We start from the raw sequence: 15,634 nt of genomic DNA, 5'->3' as shown, positions 1-15,634 counted from the left end.
CGTTTCTACCAGCGTATTTGTACCTGAAATCCACCGCTGGGGGCGTTTACGAAGCTCGCCTGCATACCGTGTAATGCAGCGATTCGCCTGACGATAGATAACCCGAGGCCGCTGCCAGTTTTTTCCTGCCCGGGTGGACGGAAGAAGCGTTCACCCAGAGAGGTCAGATATTCAGGGCTTACGCCGGGGCCGTTGTCGGTAATCGTGATTTCGTGGCTCTGGAGAACGACATTGACTACGCTGCCGCGCGGGCTGTAGCGCACGGCATTATCCAGCATATTTCTGACCATCAAACTAAGTAGTAGCGGTTGGCCCTGACGTTTTACTTTTGCGTCCTGAATATCAAGGCGAATATCAATCCCTTCACGCTGTGCCTCGTGATACGCATCCATCACCGCATTTTGCAGTAGCGGCTGAAAAGCCACGTCCTGCACATCATCCAGACCAGCTAAAGAATCGAGGCGCGATAAAGTGAGCAGTTGATCGACCAGGCGAGTCGCACGATCGATGCCTACGCTCAGATTATTCAGTGCGTGATCGCGCATCGGTTCATCATTTTGTGCAAGCTGTGCCACTTCGGCCTGTACTTTTAATGCGGCGAGTGGGCTGCGTAGCTCATGTGCGGCATCAGAGGTAAAGCGCCGTTCGCGCTGCATAAATTCCCCGGTGCGGGTAAATAGCTGATTAAGCGCAATCACCAAAGGGCGCACTTCTTGCGGCAGGTTTTGTGTTGGCAGTTCACTGGCATCGTCTGGTTTTCGGTTGCGTAATTGCAGCGCCAACTTGTGAAGCGGAGAGAGTGCCCGGCTGACCAGCCACACCAGCATCAGCAGGATCACCGGCGAAGCGATTAGCCACGGCGTGAGCTGGGACAAAACGATGTCCCGCGCCAGGTCTTCGCGGTATTCCCATTCCTGGCCCACTACAATACGGTACTTTCCGTCGGGCGTTGTCACCCACACCATGCGCCAGAGATCGTCATCGCCTGCCAGTTTGCCATCAATAAACCCGTCACGCTGGTAGCGATAGCTGAGGTATCTGCCGTTGTCGCCGTCGTTTAGCAGCAACTGCCCGTTGGCGCTATAAATGGCGAAAGCGAGGGTGTCATCATCTTGCTTACCGCGGTGATGCGAAATCATTTTTTTGGTGCGGGGTAACTGCGTATCACTTTGCACGCCATCAAGCTCTAATGCGCTGAGGCGTTTGGCAAACAGCACTTGCTGAGTATCAAACAGCTTATTAAGGGTTTTACTGGTTTGCTGCCATGCGGCGAGGCTTGCGCCAACCCACGCCACCAGGGTGAGAAAAATAAACCCGGCAATTAATCTGGCGCGTAAACTTTGGGTGAGCTTTTTTATCATGCTTCACCTAACGTATAACCGATGCCGTGCACCGTGCGAATAAAATCGCTGCCGAGTTTGCGGCGCAAATGGTGGATATGAACTTCCAGCGCGTTTCTGGAAACGTCGTTGTCCCAGTTATAAAGTTTTTCTTCAATAAGCGAGCGCGGTAATACGCGCCCTGCGTTACGCATAAATAATTCCAGCAAGGCAAATTCTTTTGGTTTTAGCGGCAATGGTTCGCCGTCGCGGGTCACGGTTAATTTAATCGGGTCCAGCTCAACGCCAGCATGTTGTAGCGTTGATTGAACCTGGCCGTGGTTACGGCGAATTAACACCTGCAACCGGGTGGCAACTTCTATTAACTCGAAGGGTTTACACAAGTAGTCATCGGCGCCGAGTTGTAATCCTTCAACCCGTTGTTCCAGCGCGTCACGCGCGGTGAGAATTAGCACCGGTTCGGCTCGGCCATGACGGCGCCAGGTTTTTAAGATATCCAGCCCATCGATTCCCGGCAGGCTTAAATCCAGTACGACCGCGTCGTAGGGGGCGAGGGGCAGCGCAGACTGGCCCTGAAGGCCATCGGTAAACCAGTCGACGGTAAAGCCCATTTTCGTCAGGCCGGCTTTTAATCCGTCGCCAATCAGCTTATCGTCTTCAATCAGTAATATTCGCATAAAGCTGTCCCTTATTAGCCGTTGCCTGCAAGTAAATAACGTTAGCCACCAGCTTGTACAGAGTAATAGTGCGATGGTTGATGTTGGGTGACATTTTTATAAAATATGCGTTGTGACGGCGAATAATTAAGATCGCGTTAAGATCTACGCAGTTAAATAGCACTCAGAACATCATTCATAAAAGGAACAAAAAGATGAAAAAAATAGCCGCTATTATGACTATCCTCGCTATTACCGCAGCACCTGCACTGGCTGCAAATCAGGGCGGGTTCTCTGATCCGAATGCTGCCCCGGCCACCACGCAAACACAAACGGCTGGCGGTTTTGTTGGCCCAAGCGGCAGCAACACCACGGCTACGCAGGCGAAATCATTGTCTGACGATACCTGGGTAACTTTGCGCGGTAAGATTGAGTCACGCATCGGTGGTGACCATTACATCTTCCGTGATACATCCGGCACGATTAATGTTGATATCGACCATAAGCGCTGGAACGGCCAGACCATCACCCCGCAAGATACGGTTGAGATTCAAGGGGAAGTCGATAAGGACTGGAACTCTGTTGAAATCGACGTGAAGCAAATTACCAAAGTAAAATAAATCACCCCCATGAGCCGCTATTTGCGGCTCATTTCCTCTCTCCCCACTTCTCTTAAAGATGCGCACTCATCTGTGACTACGACTGCCATATAATGTACTATCGGCGGCAATTACGCCGTTTATACCCGTCATACTTCAAGCTGCAGATGCGTTGGCTGCACTCAGTCACCCCAGTCACTTACTTAAGTAAGCTCTTGGGGATTCCTGAGTTTGCCGCCTTTCTGCAACTCGAATTATTTAGGGTATGTGGCCACACTCGGCTCGTCAGTTTGAGGATGAATAATTAATGAGTGATTTAACTCATGATGGTGCAGAACGCCTTGCGCTGCACGAATTCACGGAAAATGCGTATCTCAACTATTCCATGTACGTCATTATGGACCGTGCTCTGCCGTTCATTGGCGATGGTTTAAAGCCCGTACAGCGTCGTATCGTCTATGCGATGTCAGAGTTGGGATTAAGCAACAGCGCTAAATTCAAAAAATCAGCTCGTACCGTGGGTGACGTGCTGGGTAAATACCATCCGCACGGCGACAGCGCCTGCTACGAAGCGATGGTATTGATGGCGCAGCCGTTCTCCTATCGTTATCCATTGGTTGATGGCCAGGGTAACTGGGGGGCACCGGATGATCCGAAATCCTTCGCCGCGATGCGTTATACCGAATCGCGCCTGTCGAAATATGCTGAAGTCTTGCTGGGTGAATTAGGGCAGGGGACGGTTGACTATGTGCCGAACTTTGACGGCACCATGCAAGAGCCGAAAATGCTGCCTGCGCGTCTGCCAAACATTCTGCTTAACGGCACTACTGGCATCGCTGTCGGCATGGCAACGGATATTCCTCCGCACAACTTGCGTGAAGTGGCGAAAGCGGCAATGACCCTGATTGACCAGCCGAAAACCACGCTTGATGAACTGCTGGATATTGTTCAGGGGCCGGATTACCCAACCGAAGCTGAAATCATCACCCCGCGTGCTGAGATCCGCAAAATCTACCAGAATGGCCGTGGCTCTGTGCGCATGCGCGCGGTGTGGAAAAAAGAAGATGGCGATGTGGTGATTACCGCATTGCCGCACCAGGTTTCTGGTGCGCGTGTGCTTGAGCAAATCGCCAGCCAGATGCGCGCTAAAAAGCTGCCAATGGTTGAAGACTTGCGCGATGAGTCGAACCACGAAAACCCGACGCGTCTGGTGATTGTTCCACGCTCCAACCGTATCGACGTCGAGCAGGTGATGAACCACCTGTTTGCCACCACCGATCTTGAGAAAAGCTATCGCATTAACCTCAATATGATCGGCCTGGATAACCGTCCGTCGGTGAAAAACCTGCTGGAGATTTTGACCGAGTGGCTGGTTTATCGCCGTGAAACCGTGCGCCGTCGTCTTAGCTATCGTCTCGAAAAAGTGCTCAAACGCCTGCATATCCTTGAAGGTTTGCTGGTGGCGTTCCTCAATATTGACGAAGTGATTCATATCATTCGTACTGAGGATGAGCCGAAGCCGAAGTTGATGTCGCGCTTTGAGTTAAGCGAAACGCAGGCTGAATCTATCCTTGAGCTGAAATTGCGTCATCTCGCGAAACTCGAAGAGGTGAAAATTCGCGGCGAGCAGAGCGAGCTGGAAAAAGAGCGTGATCAATTGCAGGGCATTCTGGCGTCTGAACGCAAAATGAATACCTTGCTGAAGAAAGAGTTGCAGGCAGATTCCGACGCTTATGGTGACGATCGCCGTTCACCGTTGCGTGAGCGCGGCGAAGCGAAAGCGATGAGCGAGCATGACATGACGCCGTCTGAACCCGTCACCATTGTGCTGTCGCAAATGGGGTGGGTGCGTAGCGCCAAAGGCCATGATATCGACGCGCAAGGTTTGAATTACAAAGCGGGTGATAGCTTCCTGGGTTGTGCTAAAGGCAAGAGTAATCAGCCGGTGGCGTTTATCGACTCTACCGGGCGTAGCTACGCACTCGACCCAATTACGCTGCCGTCTGCGCGCGGGCAGGGCGAACCCCTTACCGGTAAACTGACACCGCCGCCGGGAGCCGTCGTTGAACACGTATTAATGGCACCGGATGAGCAAAAATTACTGATGGCGTCAGATGCAGGCTACGGTTTCGTCTGTACCTTTAATGATTTAGTGTCTCGTAACCGTGCGGGTAAAACGCTCATCTCATTGCCGGAAAATGCGAAAGTGATGCCGCCGGTAGAGATTTCAAGTGTTGATGACATGCTGCTGGCAATTACTGCAGCGGGCCGTATGTTGATGTTCCCTGTTGGCGATTTACCGCAGCTTTCTAAAGGGAAAGGGAATAAAATTATCTCTATTCCAACTGCAGAAGCAGCAAAAGGCGAAGACAAACTGGTTCATCTATTTGTATTGCCGCCGCAAAGCACCGTTACTTTGCACGTCGGCAAGCGCAAAATTAAACTTCGTCCAGAAGAGCTGCAAAAAATCACTGGTGAGCGTGGTCGTCGCGGCACATTGATGCGTGGTCTACAACGCATTGATCGTGTTGAAGTTGATTCTCCACTTCGCGCAAGTGCAGGTGATAGCGAAGAGTAATCGAAAAATGGCGGCTGAAAGGCCGCCAGATTGGTATATTTTACGCTTAAGCAAGTCGTACACCCGTCATCATTCAAGTTGCAGTGCCCTGACTACCCCCATACTTACAGTCTGGTGCTTTCCTGCATCGCGAATTATTTAGGGTATACTTGTCAGCGCTTTTGGCTTTTGAGGTTGTTATGCTATCCATCGTACGTTTTATTATCGTTATAATTTATTGCATCCTGGTGAGCATTTTTGGCTGTATTTATTGCCTGTTCAGCCCACGTAACCCGCGCCATGTTGCAACCTTTGGTCATCTGTTTGGGCGCATGGCGCCTGTGTTTGGTTTGAAAGTCGAAACCCGTTTACCGGCGGGTTATAAAAATCACCCGACGGCGATTTATATCTGTAACCACCAGAATAACTTCGACATGGTGACAGCGGCGAGTATTGTGCAGCCGCCGACAGTGACCGTCGGGAAAAAAGCCTGCTGTGGATTCCCTTTTTTGGCCAAATCTACTGGTTAACTGGAAATATGCTGATTGATCGTGACAATCGCGCCAAAGCCCTGAGCACCATTTCCCAGGTGGTGGCGCAGATTCAGAAACGTAAAATTTCGGTCTGGATGTTCCCTGAAGGCACACGTAGTCGTGGTCGTGGCCTGCTGCCGTTCAAAACCGGCGCATTCCATGCAGCGATTGCTGCGGGCGTCCCAATTATTCCGGTGTGCGTTTCCAATACCAGCAATAAAATTAAGCTAAACCGTTGGAATAACGGTTTGGTGATTGTCGAAATGTTGGATCCCATTGATATCAGTGATTACGGCAAAGATCAGGCGCGTAAGCTTGCGACTCATTGCCGCGATATCATGAGGGAAAAAATCGCCGAATTAGATAAAGAAGTCGCGGAGCGTGAAGCCTCCGGCCGAGTTGAGAAAAAGCAGGCGAGCTGATCGCTGTTTATTTTGGCGGTATACCCAAAATAATTTGAGTTGTGGGTAGGGGTAAGTGAGTGCAGCTAACACCCCCACAACTTAAAGTATGGTGGGTATTTGTATCGCCCTACGTTGTTAAGTTTCACATGGAGTTAATATGTCACTCAGTCGGCGTCAGTTTATACAGGCATCAGGAGTCGCACTTTGTGCAGGCTCGGTGCCACTGAGGGCAAACGCAGCAGGACTGCAGCAACCTTTACCCGTTCCACCTTTACTTGAGTCCCGCCGTGGGCAGCCTTTGTTCCTGACGCTACAGCGGGCGCACTGGTCATTTACCGGCGGCGCTAAGGCTCCAGTCTGGGGTTTGAACGGGCGTTATCTGGGGCCGACCATCCGTGTATGGAGCGGCGATGACGTGAAGATGATTTACAGCAATCGTCTGCAAGAAAACATTGCTATGACGATTGCCGGTTTGCAAGTTCCAGGCCCGCTAATGGGTGGTGCCGCACGTCTGATGCAGCCGAATGTTGATTGGGCGCCCGTGCTGCCGATTCGCCAGCAGGCCGCAACATTGTGGTATCACGCCAACACACCAAATCGCACCGCCAAACAGGTCTACAACGGCCTGGCAGGTATGTGGCTTATCGAAGATGAAGTCAGTAAATCGTTGCCAATTCCAAACCACTATGGCGTCGATGACTTCCCGGTCATCATCCAGGATAAGCGCCTCGATAACTTTGGCGCGCCTGAATATGAAGAGCCGGGCAATGGTGGATTTGTGGGAGACACACTGCTGGTTAATGGTGTGCAGGGACCATATGTTGAGGTCTCTCGTGGCTGGGTACGTTTGCGTCTGCTTAATGCCTCCAACTCGCGCCGCTATTTACTGCAAATGAGCGATGGCCGTGCGATGCATGTTATTTCCAGCGACCAGGGTTTTCTCACCGCTCCTGTTTCGGTGAAACAGCTTTCGCTGGCACCGGGTGAACGCCGTGAGATTCTGGTCGATATGAGTGACGGCAAAGAAGTGTCGATAACCTGCGGTGAAGCGGCCGGTATCATGGACCGTATCCGTGGCTTCTTTGAACCGTCGAGCATTCTTATCTCCACGCTGGTTCTGACGTTGCGTGCCACCGGTCTGCTGCCATTAGTGACCGATACATTGCCAATGCGCTTGCTGCCGGATGAAATTATTAACGGCAACCCGGCCCGTAGCCGTGAAATTACACTCGGCGAAGATCCTGGCATTAACGGTCAGCTATGGGATATGAAACGCATTGATATTCAGACTCAGCAAGGCACCTGGGAGCGCTGGACCGTGCGTTCCGATATGCCACAATCCTTCCATATTGAAGGTGTGAGTTTCCTGATTAAAAACGTCAATGGCGCAGCACCATTTGGTGAAGACCGCGGTTGGAAAGATACCGTTTGGGTCGATGGGCAGGTTGAGTTATTGGTCTATTTTGGCCAGCCTTCCTGGGAACATTTCCCATTCCTCTATACAAGTCAGACGCTTGAAATGGCAGACCGTGGTTCTATCGGGCAACTACTGGTGCAGCCTGCGCCATAAACCATTTTAGGTCCTTTCCATCAGTGAAAGGGCCTTAGGTTTTAACACGGCAATAACACTTCATTTTTGCCCCCATATCAGCGTATAATCGCCGGCTTTGGTTATTTTTAAATCATTTTTTATTCATTTTTCGGAAGCATTATGAGCTCTATTAGCTTGATCCAGCCCGATCGCGAACTCTTTTCGTGGCCACAATACTGGGCCGCCTGTTTCGGCCCGGCACCATTTTTACCCATGTCACGTAAGGAAATGGACGAGTTAGGTTGGGATAGCTGTGACATCATTCTGGTTACCGGAGATGCCTACGTTGACCATCCAAGTTTTGGTATGGCTATCTGTGGCCGTATGTTGGAAGCCCAAGGGTTCCGCGTGGGTATCATTGCCCAACCAGACTGGAACACTAAAGAAGACTTCATGCGCCTTGGCAAACCGAATCTGTTTTTCGGTGTGACCGCAGGCAACATGGACTCGATGATCAACCGCTACACCGCGGACCGTAAGCTGCGTCATGACGATGCGTACACGCCTGATAACGTGGCGGGTAAACGCCCGGATCGTGCATCGCTTGCTTATACCCAGCGTTGTAAAGAAGCCTGGCGCGATGTGCCCGTTATTCTTGGCGGCATTGAAGCAAGCCTGCGCCGTACCGCGCATTACGATTACTGGTCTGATACCGTTCGTCGCTCAATTCTGGTGGATGCTAAAGCCGATATGCTGATTTTCGGCAACGGCGAGCGCCCGCTGGTAGAAGTGGCTCACCGCCTGGCAATGGGCGAGAAAATCGACCAAATCTGCGATGTGCGTAACACCGCAATGATGCGTAAAGAAGCGATGCCGGGCTGGTCTGGCGTGGATTCTACGCGTCTGGATATGCCTGGCCGTATTGACCCGATTCCACACCCTTACGGCGAAGATTTGCCGTGTGCGGAAACCGGTAAGCCGGATAAGCCAATTAACGAAGCTCAGGCTATCGTGGTGAAACCTGCACCGATGAAGCCGTGGGAAAAGACCTACGTGTTGCTGCCGTCCTTTGAAAAAGTCAAAAACGACAAAGTGCTGTATGCGCATGCTTCACGTATTTTGCACCATGAAACCAACCCAGGTTGTGCTCGTGCATTGATGCAAAAACACGGTGACCGCTATATCTGGATTAACCCGCCAGCCATCCCGCTTTCCACCGAAGAGATGGACAGCGTGTTCGCACTGCCTTACAAGCGCGTTCCGCATCCTGCCTATGGCAAAGCGCGTATCCCTGCTTATGAGATGATTCGTTTCTCGGTGAACATCATGCGTGGTTGCTTCGGTGGCTGTTCATTCTGTTCTATTACCGAACACGAAGGGCGCATCATTCAGAGCCGTTCCGAAGATTCGATCATCAGCGAAATTGAAGCGATGCGCGATACCGTTCCAGGCTTTACCGGCGTGGTTTCGGATCTCGGTGGCCCAACCGCTAACATGTATATGCTGCGCTGTAAGTCACCGCGTGCGGAACAAACTTGCCGCCGCTTGTCTTGCGTGTATCCGGACATTTGCCCGCACATGGACACTAACCATGAGCCGACGATCAATCTGTATCGCCGCGCCCGTGAGATTAAAGGTGTTAAGAAGATCCTGATCGCATCCGGTGTTCGTTACGATATTGCCGTTGAAGATCCGCGCTATATCAAAGAGCTGGCGACGCACCACGTTGGTGGATATCTGAAGATTGCTCCGGAACATACCGAAGAAGGGCCGCTGTCTAAGATGATGAAGCCGGGTATGGGCAGTTATCAGCGCTTTAAAGAGCTGTTTGATACTTACTCTAAACAGGCTGGTAAAGAGCAGTATCTGATTCCTTACTTTATCTCAGCACACCCTGGTACGCGTGATGAAGACATGGTGAATCTGGCACTGTGGCTGAAGAAGAACCGCTTCCGTTTGGATCAGGTGCAGAACTTCTATCCGTCACCGCTGGCGAACTCGACCACCATGTATTACACCGGCAAGAACCCGCTGGGTAAGATTGGTTACAAGAGTGAAGATGTGGTGGTGCCGAAAGGCGATCGTCAGCGCCGTTTGCACAAAGCGCTGCTGCGTTACCATGATCCAGCCAACTGGCCGTTGATTCGTGAAGCGCTGGAAGCGATGGGTAAAAAGCACCTGATTGGTGGTCGTCGTGAATGCCTGGTACCTTCGCCAACGATTGAAGAGATGCGTGAAGCGCGTCGCTACAACCGTGGTGCGCGTCCGGCATTGACGAAACACACGCCAATGACACATCAACGTCGTGCGCCTGGCGACACTAAGCCTGCTGTCGGTGGGAAACCCGTTGCTGGTGCGAAACCTAATGCTGGCGCTAAACCTACAGCTGGCGCTAAACCTACAGCTGGTGCTAAACCTACAGCTGGAGCTAAAGCGGCTACAGGTGCAAGACCTGCACCTAAAGTTGTATCGAAGCCTACAAGCAGGAAGCGCCCGGCTTAACGATTGTTGTAAAACAGTAGAGCGGATGCCGCGAACGACATCCGCTCTACAGCTACAATATCATTCGTAGGTCGGATAAGCGTAAGCGCCATCCGACACTATGAACAGTTTTACGAGCCAAACACATCAGGGTCTGGTCCCAGACGCTTATGACTATCCAACTTCGCAATCTCGCTTAACTCGTCTTTATCAAGACGGAAATCAAACACGTCAAAGTTCTCAGCAATACGCGATGGGGTCACCGATTTCGGGATCACAACCAGCCCGCTATCCAGATGCCAGCGAATGACAATCTGTGCCGGGGTTTTGCCGTATTTATCGGCCAGGTCGCGGATGATTTTCTTATCAAACACACCTTCTCCGCCCTGAGCCAGTGGACTCCAGGATTCGGTCTGAATTTTGTGTGTCGCATTCCAGGCATGGAGCTGGCGTTGTTGCAGTAATGGATGGAGTTCAATCTGGTTGATAACCGGCGAGACGCCCGTTTCATCAATCAGACGCTGGAGATGGTTAAGCTGGAAATTACAGACGCCAATGCTTTTGACCAGCCCCTGTTTTTGTAGCTCAATCATACCTTTCCAGGCTTCAACATAGTGATCTTTGCTTGGCACCGGCCAGTGCATCAAATACAGATCGACGTAATCGAGCTGGAGCTTTTCAAGGCTGTCTTCCAGCGCCTGACGTGGCCTTTGCTGATCGTCATTCCACAGTTTGGTGGTGATAAACAGTTCGTCGCGCGGAATTCCAGCCTGTTTTAGCGCATTGCCCACGCCGTCTTCGTTCTTGTACGCCGCAGCGGTATCAATGGAGCGATAGCCGACTTCCAGCGCTTTATCGATGGCAATCAGGACTTGATCGTTGCTGGCTTGCCAGACACCGAGCCCCAATTGTGGCATTACATTTCCATCCTGAAGCTTGATTACTGTTGGATTTGCCATGTATTCCTCCTTAATAAGCGATACACCGGAAGGGGCTTCCGGTGTAACAATTGCGTTTAAGTCTGGACCAAATACTCAAAAACGAGAACCAAATGGCTAAATTACTTAGCGTGCTGCTTCGTAAATACGACGGCTCACGTCCAGAGTAATGTCCTGGCGCTCACCCAATTTGGTCATGCCTTTTTCTTCCAGTTTCACCAGTAACGCCGGGATGGTGCTGCCATCCAGACCGTAGGCAGACAGGCGAGTTGGGGCACCCATTTGCTCGAAGAAATTACGTGTTGCTGCAATTGCCGCATCAATACGTTCTTCTTCAGAACCTTCAGTGATATTCCACACGCGCTCAGCGTATTGCAGCAGTTTGCCGCGTTTCTCGTTACGTTTTTCATTCAACAAAGATGGCAGAACCACCGCCAGAGTCTGCGCGTGATCCAGACCGTGCATCGCAGTCAGTTCATGACCCAGCATGTGAGTTGCCCAGTCCTGCGGCACACCTGCACCGATCAGGCCGTTTAATGCCATGGTCGCCGCCCACATTACGTTGGCACGCACGTCATAGTTTTCTGGCTCTTTCAGTGCAATTGGGCCGTCTTCAACCAGCGTTAACAGAATGCCCTCGGCAAAACGGTCCTGTACTTTGGCGTTCACAGGGTAAGTGATGTACTGCTCAACGGTGTGAACAAAGGCATCGACTACGCCGTTTGCAACCTGGCGAGGTGGCAAAGTGTAGGTGTAAACCGGGTCAAGTACCGCGAATACAGGCTGCACGTGTTCAGACATAAACGCTTGTTTGTCGCCTGTTTCACGGCGAGAAACTACGGCACCTTTGTTGGATTCAGAACCGGTCGCAGGTAGCGTCAGAACAGAGCCCATCGGGATTGCGCTCGTAACATCGTTGCCGTGTGTCAGCAGGATGTTCCATGGGTCGATATCAGCCGGGTAGTTGGCTGCTGCGGCGATGAATTTAGTGCCATCCAGCACAGAACCGCCACCAACGGCTAACAGGAAAGTGACTTTCTGCTGGCGAACGATTTCGACCGCTTTCATCAGCGTTTCGTAAGTCGGGTTCGGCTCAATGCCGCCGAACTCCAGTACATCCAGCCCGTTAAGTTCAGCGTAAACCTGGTCCAGTACGCCATTTTTCTTCACGCTGCCGCCGCCGTAGGTGATCAATACGCGGGCATCAGCAGGAATTTGTGCGCGCAATTCGGAAATAGCGCCTTTACCAAACAGGATGCGAGTTGGGGTATGTAGGTTGAAGTTGTTCATTATTTGATTCCTGTGGTTTGGATCGTTAGAGACAATACTTATCGAATTTGATGGTAGCCATTGTCGGCTTCAGATGGCTATCTCTCAATGCTTATTCCTGCCTTTGTCTTGCCTATTTCTACTTTCCTCTGGAGAAAAATAAAAATAAGTCGCAGACTTATCACGTCATAACAGCCTTGTGGAGCGGAAGGGAATGAAGCGGAAAGAGATTTGCCAGCAATTAACAAATAAGATTAATTATTTGATACAAAAAGAAAATAGTGGTCTTTCTTCATTGCCAAACGTTACTTTATTGTATGGCACTAAACCTTATGCGCGCACGCCAGTAATGTATGAACCGGGGATCATTATTCTCTTTTCGGGTCATAAAACGGGTTATCTGAACGATCGTGTTTTCCGCTACGACGCCAATGAATACCTGCTGCTGACAGTACCGCTGCCGTTTGAATGTGAAACCTTCGCCACACCTGAAGTACCGCTGGCTGGGGTGCGTATCAATATCGATATTTTGCAGTTGCAGGATTTGCTGATGGATATCGGCGAGGATGATTTATCGCACCCGCAGACCTGTTCAACCGGTATTAACTCAGCTGAGCTCTCCGAAGAGATCCTTTGCGCGGCTGAACGTTTGCTGGACGTGCTGGAGCATCCGCTCGACGCGCGTATTTTGGGTAAACAAATTATCCGCGAGATCCTCTATCACATTCTGGTGGGGTCATGCGGTGCAGCATTGTTGGCATTGGTCAGTCGGCAGACGCATTTCAGCCTGATTAGCCGTGTGTTGCGTCGTATTGAAACGCAGTACACCGAGAACCTCTCAGTGGACCAACTTGCAGCTGAAGCGAATATGAGCGTCTCTGCGTTTCACCATAACTTTAAATCGGTGACCAGTACTTCGCCGCTGCAATACCTTAAAAGCTACCGCCTGCATAAAGCGCGGATGTTGATTTTGCATGATGCGCTGAAAGCTAGTGCTGCGGCTATTCACGTGGGATATGAAAGTGCTTCGCAGTTTAGCCGCGAGTTTAAACGCTACTTTGGGGTGACCCCGGGGGAAGATGCCGCGCGTATGCGAGTCATTTAAGCTGAAGCTTACAGAGTGGATAATTTCGCATTACCCACTCTGTAATTTTTATGCGGGGTTAAATCTTTTTTGATAACCACAAATAGCGTGCCTACCAGGCCCACAACCAGCAGAACCATCGGCAGAATCATCAGGCAGGTCATCACCTGATCTTCGTGGCGTTTCACAAATGGAATCATGCTCAGGGCATAACCCAGGCTGGTGACGCTACCAACCCACAACAACCCACTCAGCCAGTTAAATACCTGGAAGCGGCGATTGCTAAGGCCAGAAATGCCCGCCATGGTTGGCAGCAGTGTGCGCACAAACGCCAAAAAACGGCCAGCTAACAAAGCGAATAAACCGTGCCGGTCAAACATCACCGTCGCTCGCTCGTGATATTGCGGTGGAAGTTGTTTCAGCCAGCTTTTCACCACCCGGGTATTACCAAGCCAGCGGCCTTGCACATAGCTCAACCAGCAACCGAGGCTTGCCGCCGCGGTTAAAATAACGATTGTCGGGACGAAATTCATTACCCCTTTTGCCACTAACGCTCCTGCGAGTAATAGCAGACTGTCGCCTGGCAAAAACGAGGCGGGCAGTAATCCATTTTCGAGAAACAGCGTCGCAAACATGACGCAATAAACCACTCCAACAACATGAGGGTCCGCGAGTGCAGCAAAGTCATGTTGCCAAAGCGCTTGAACGATATTGTGTATAACAGCCATGGCAAATCCTGTGGAACCGCTTTATTGAGCAGGCCTGAATCTACAGTAGTTAGATTAGGCACACCTTAGTTTTAGGAACCTAGTGTAACGCTAAAAAGCCTGCGACATCTTGATCGCAGGCTCAACAAATCATTATGGAATAGCAAAAACTGTCCTTATGGACGTCCACTTCTGGCAATTTTAGGCGATCCGTTGGAAACCTGCTTCAAGATCCGCGATGAGATCGTCAACATTTTCCAGGCCAATGTGTACGCGCACTAGCGTTCCAGTGAAGTCTACGCCGCCTGCCGGGCGAATCTCAGCGAGCTCTTCCGGTTGGTTGGCAAGGATAAGCGATTCATAGCCGCCCCAGGAATAGGCCATACTAAAATAGTGGAAATTGTCCAGGTAGTGCTGATATTGCTCGTTATTTAAACGATTCTTCAGCACGAATGAGAACAAGCCGCTGCTACCTGTAAAGTCTCGTTTCCAGAATTCATGCCCTTTGCTGCCGGGCAGTGCAGGGTGATTAACACGTTCAACCTGCGGGTGTTGTGCCAGCCATTCGGCAATTTTCAAACTACTTTCATGATGTTGACGCAGGCGCACACCAAGAGTGCGTAGACCTCTGCTAGTCATATAAGCGGTATCGGCATCCAACATTTGCCCCATCAGATAAGAGTTCTCACGCAGCTGATCCCAGCAACGTGCATTTGATACAGCTGTGCCAACCATCGCATCCGAGTGGCCAATCAGGTATTTGGTGCCGGCCTGAATCGAAATATCGATACCGAAATCCAGCGCCTTAAAGAGAATGCCTGCCGACCAGGTGTTATCAATCATGATGATGGCGTCTGGGGCAACGCTGCGTACCGCCTTAACAATGGCTGGAACGTCATGTACTTCCATTGTGATAGAGCCAGGCGATTCCAGAAATACGACTTTAGTATTGGGTTGCACAAGTTCTGCGATGCCTGCGCCAATCATTGGGTCAAACCAGGTGGTGCTCACGCCGAGTTTGGCGAGAATTTTGGTGCAGAAGTCCTGGCTTGGCTCATAGGCGGAGCCGGTCATTAGTACATTGTCGCCCTGCTCGACGAACGCCAGAATCGCATTGGCAACGGCTGCGGCGCCACAAGGGTAAAGCGCACAACCCGCGCCGCCTTCGAGTTCGCACATCGCTTCTTGTAAAGAGAAGTGGGTCAGGGTGCCACGGCGACCATAAAAAAGTTCGCCTTTCGCGCGGTTAGCCGTCGCCTGTTTTTTAGCTTCAACAGTTTCAAAAACCAACGAGGAAGCGCGTTGAATGACGCTGTTAACCGAACCCTGGGTGAATTTTTTATCGCGCCCGGCATTAACCAGCGCCGTTTCAATGTGCTTTTTACTCATCTTCACTTTACCCTGTTTAACCATCTGGATGTCTAAATCTAACTTATCATGCTTTTGCTGCGTAAGCGCAAGGAATGCATAGACAATTTAAGGCACTCTTTAAATACTAATGAGAACTACTATCAATTCGATGTCGTTTTGATATT

At 50.9% G+C, this 15,634-nt stretch carries 10 protein-coding genes and 2 pseudogenes; 6 read left to right on the top strand and 6 right to left on the bottom strand.

Going from position 1 to position 15,634, the window contains the following annotated elements; genetic code table 11:
* Positions 1–5: 5 nt before the first annotated feature.
* Positions 6–1,361, bottom strand: a complete 1,356-nt coding sequence (qseC, locus tag AC0IXI_RS20080; RefSeq protein ID WP_471682983.1) for a quorum sensing histidine kinase QseC — start codon at positions 1,359–1,361, stop codon at positions 6–8.
* Positions 1,358–2,017 (bottom strand): quorum sensing response regulator transcription factor QseB, encoded by a 660-nt coding sequence (gene qseB / locus AC0IXI_RS20075; RefSeq protein ID WP_471682982.1) that lies wholly within the window; start codon positions 2,015–2,017, stop codon positions 1,358–1,360. The genes qseC and qseB overlap by 4 nt, the downstream gene beginning before the upstream one ends.
* A gap of 194 nt (positions 2,018–2,211) precedes the next feature.
* Here qseB and AC0IXI_RS20070 point away from each other — a divergent pair, with 194 nt between their 5' ends.
* The 5 genes and pseudogenes from AC0IXI_RS20070 to AC0IXI_RS20050 all read left to right on the top strand — a co-directional run.
* A complete protein-coding gene (locus tag AC0IXI_RS20070; protein WP_034460999.1) occupies positions 2,212–2,616 on the top strand; it encodes a YgiW/YdeI family stress tolerance OB fold protein in 405 nt (134 codons plus the stop codon).
* Between the two features lie 286 nt (positions 2,617–2,902).
* Positions 2,903–5,173 carry a DNA topoisomerase IV subunit A gene (parC, locus tag AC0IXI_RS20065; RefSeq protein WP_471682981.1) on the top strand — a complete coding sequence of 757 codons (2,271 nt, stop codon included), beginning with the start codon at positions 2,903–2,905 and terminating at the stop codon, positions 5,171–5,173.
* Positions 5,174–5,352: 179 nt separating this feature from the next.
* A pseudogene (locus AC0IXI_RS20060) lies at positions 5,353–6,107 on the top strand (1-acylglycerol-3-phosphate O-acyltransferase).
* A 139-nt stretch (positions 6,108–6,246) separates the two neighbouring features.
* Positions 6,247–7,659, top strand: a complete 1,413-nt coding sequence (gene ftsP / locus AC0IXI_RS20055) for a cell division protein FtsP (protein WP_064516117.1) — start codon at positions 6,247–6,249, stop codon at positions 7,657–7,659.
* 141 nt (positions 7,660–7,800) lie between these two features.
* Positions 7,801–9,999, top strand: a pseudogene (locus tag AC0IXI_RS20050) (YgiQ family radical SAM protein); the annotation flags it as partial.
* 233 nt (positions 10,000–10,232) lie between these two features.
* On the opposite strand, the gene dkgA reads toward AC0IXI_RS20050, so the two are convergent.
* On the bottom strand, positions 10,233–11,060 hold the full coding sequence (gene dkgA, locus AC0IXI_RS20045) for a 2,5-didehydrogluconate reductase DkgA (RefSeq protein WP_134187151.1): 828 nt from the start codon (positions 11,058–11,060) through the stop codon (positions 10,233–10,235).
* Positions 11,061–11,165: 105 nt separating this feature from the next.
* The gene (gene yqhD / locus AC0IXI_RS20040; RefSeq protein WP_134187149.1) at positions 11,166–12,329 is read right to left on the bottom strand and encodes an alcohol dehydrogenase; all 1,164 of its coding nucleotides are present in this window, start codon (positions 12,327–12,329) and stop codon (positions 11,166–11,168) included.
* Between the two features lie 193 nt (positions 12,330–12,522).
* On the opposite strand from yqhD, the gene AC0IXI_RS20035 reads away from it, so the two are divergent.
* Positions 12,523–13,413: an AraC family transcriptional regulator gene (locus tag AC0IXI_RS20035; protein WP_471682980.1), complete on the top strand. Its 891-nt coding sequence runs from the start codon at positions 12,523–12,525 to the stop codon at positions 13,411–13,413.
* An 8-nt stretch (positions 13,414–13,421) separates the two neighbouring features.
* Here the strand turns inward: AC0IXI_RS20035 and AC0IXI_RS20030 are convergent, their stop codons facing one another.
* Together AC0IXI_RS20030 and metC are read right to left on the bottom strand one after the other, a co-directional pair.
* A complete protein-coding gene (locus AC0IXI_RS20030; RefSeq protein WP_471682979.1) occupies positions 13,422–14,120 on the bottom strand; it encodes a DedA family protein in 699 nt (232 codons plus the stop codon).
* A gap of 180 nt (positions 14,121–14,300) precedes the next feature.
* On the bottom strand, positions 14,301–15,488 hold the full coding sequence (gene metC, locus AC0IXI_RS20025; RefSeq protein ID WP_134187145.1) for a cystathionine beta-lyase: 1,188 nt from the start codon (positions 15,486–15,488) through the stop codon (positions 14,301–14,303).
* Positions 15,489–15,634 lie beyond the last annotated feature (146 nt).

The sequence above is a fragment of the Buttiauxella sp. AC038 genome (assembly GCF_979253565.1).
This window is presented reverse-complemented; position numbering and strand designations above follow the sequence as displayed.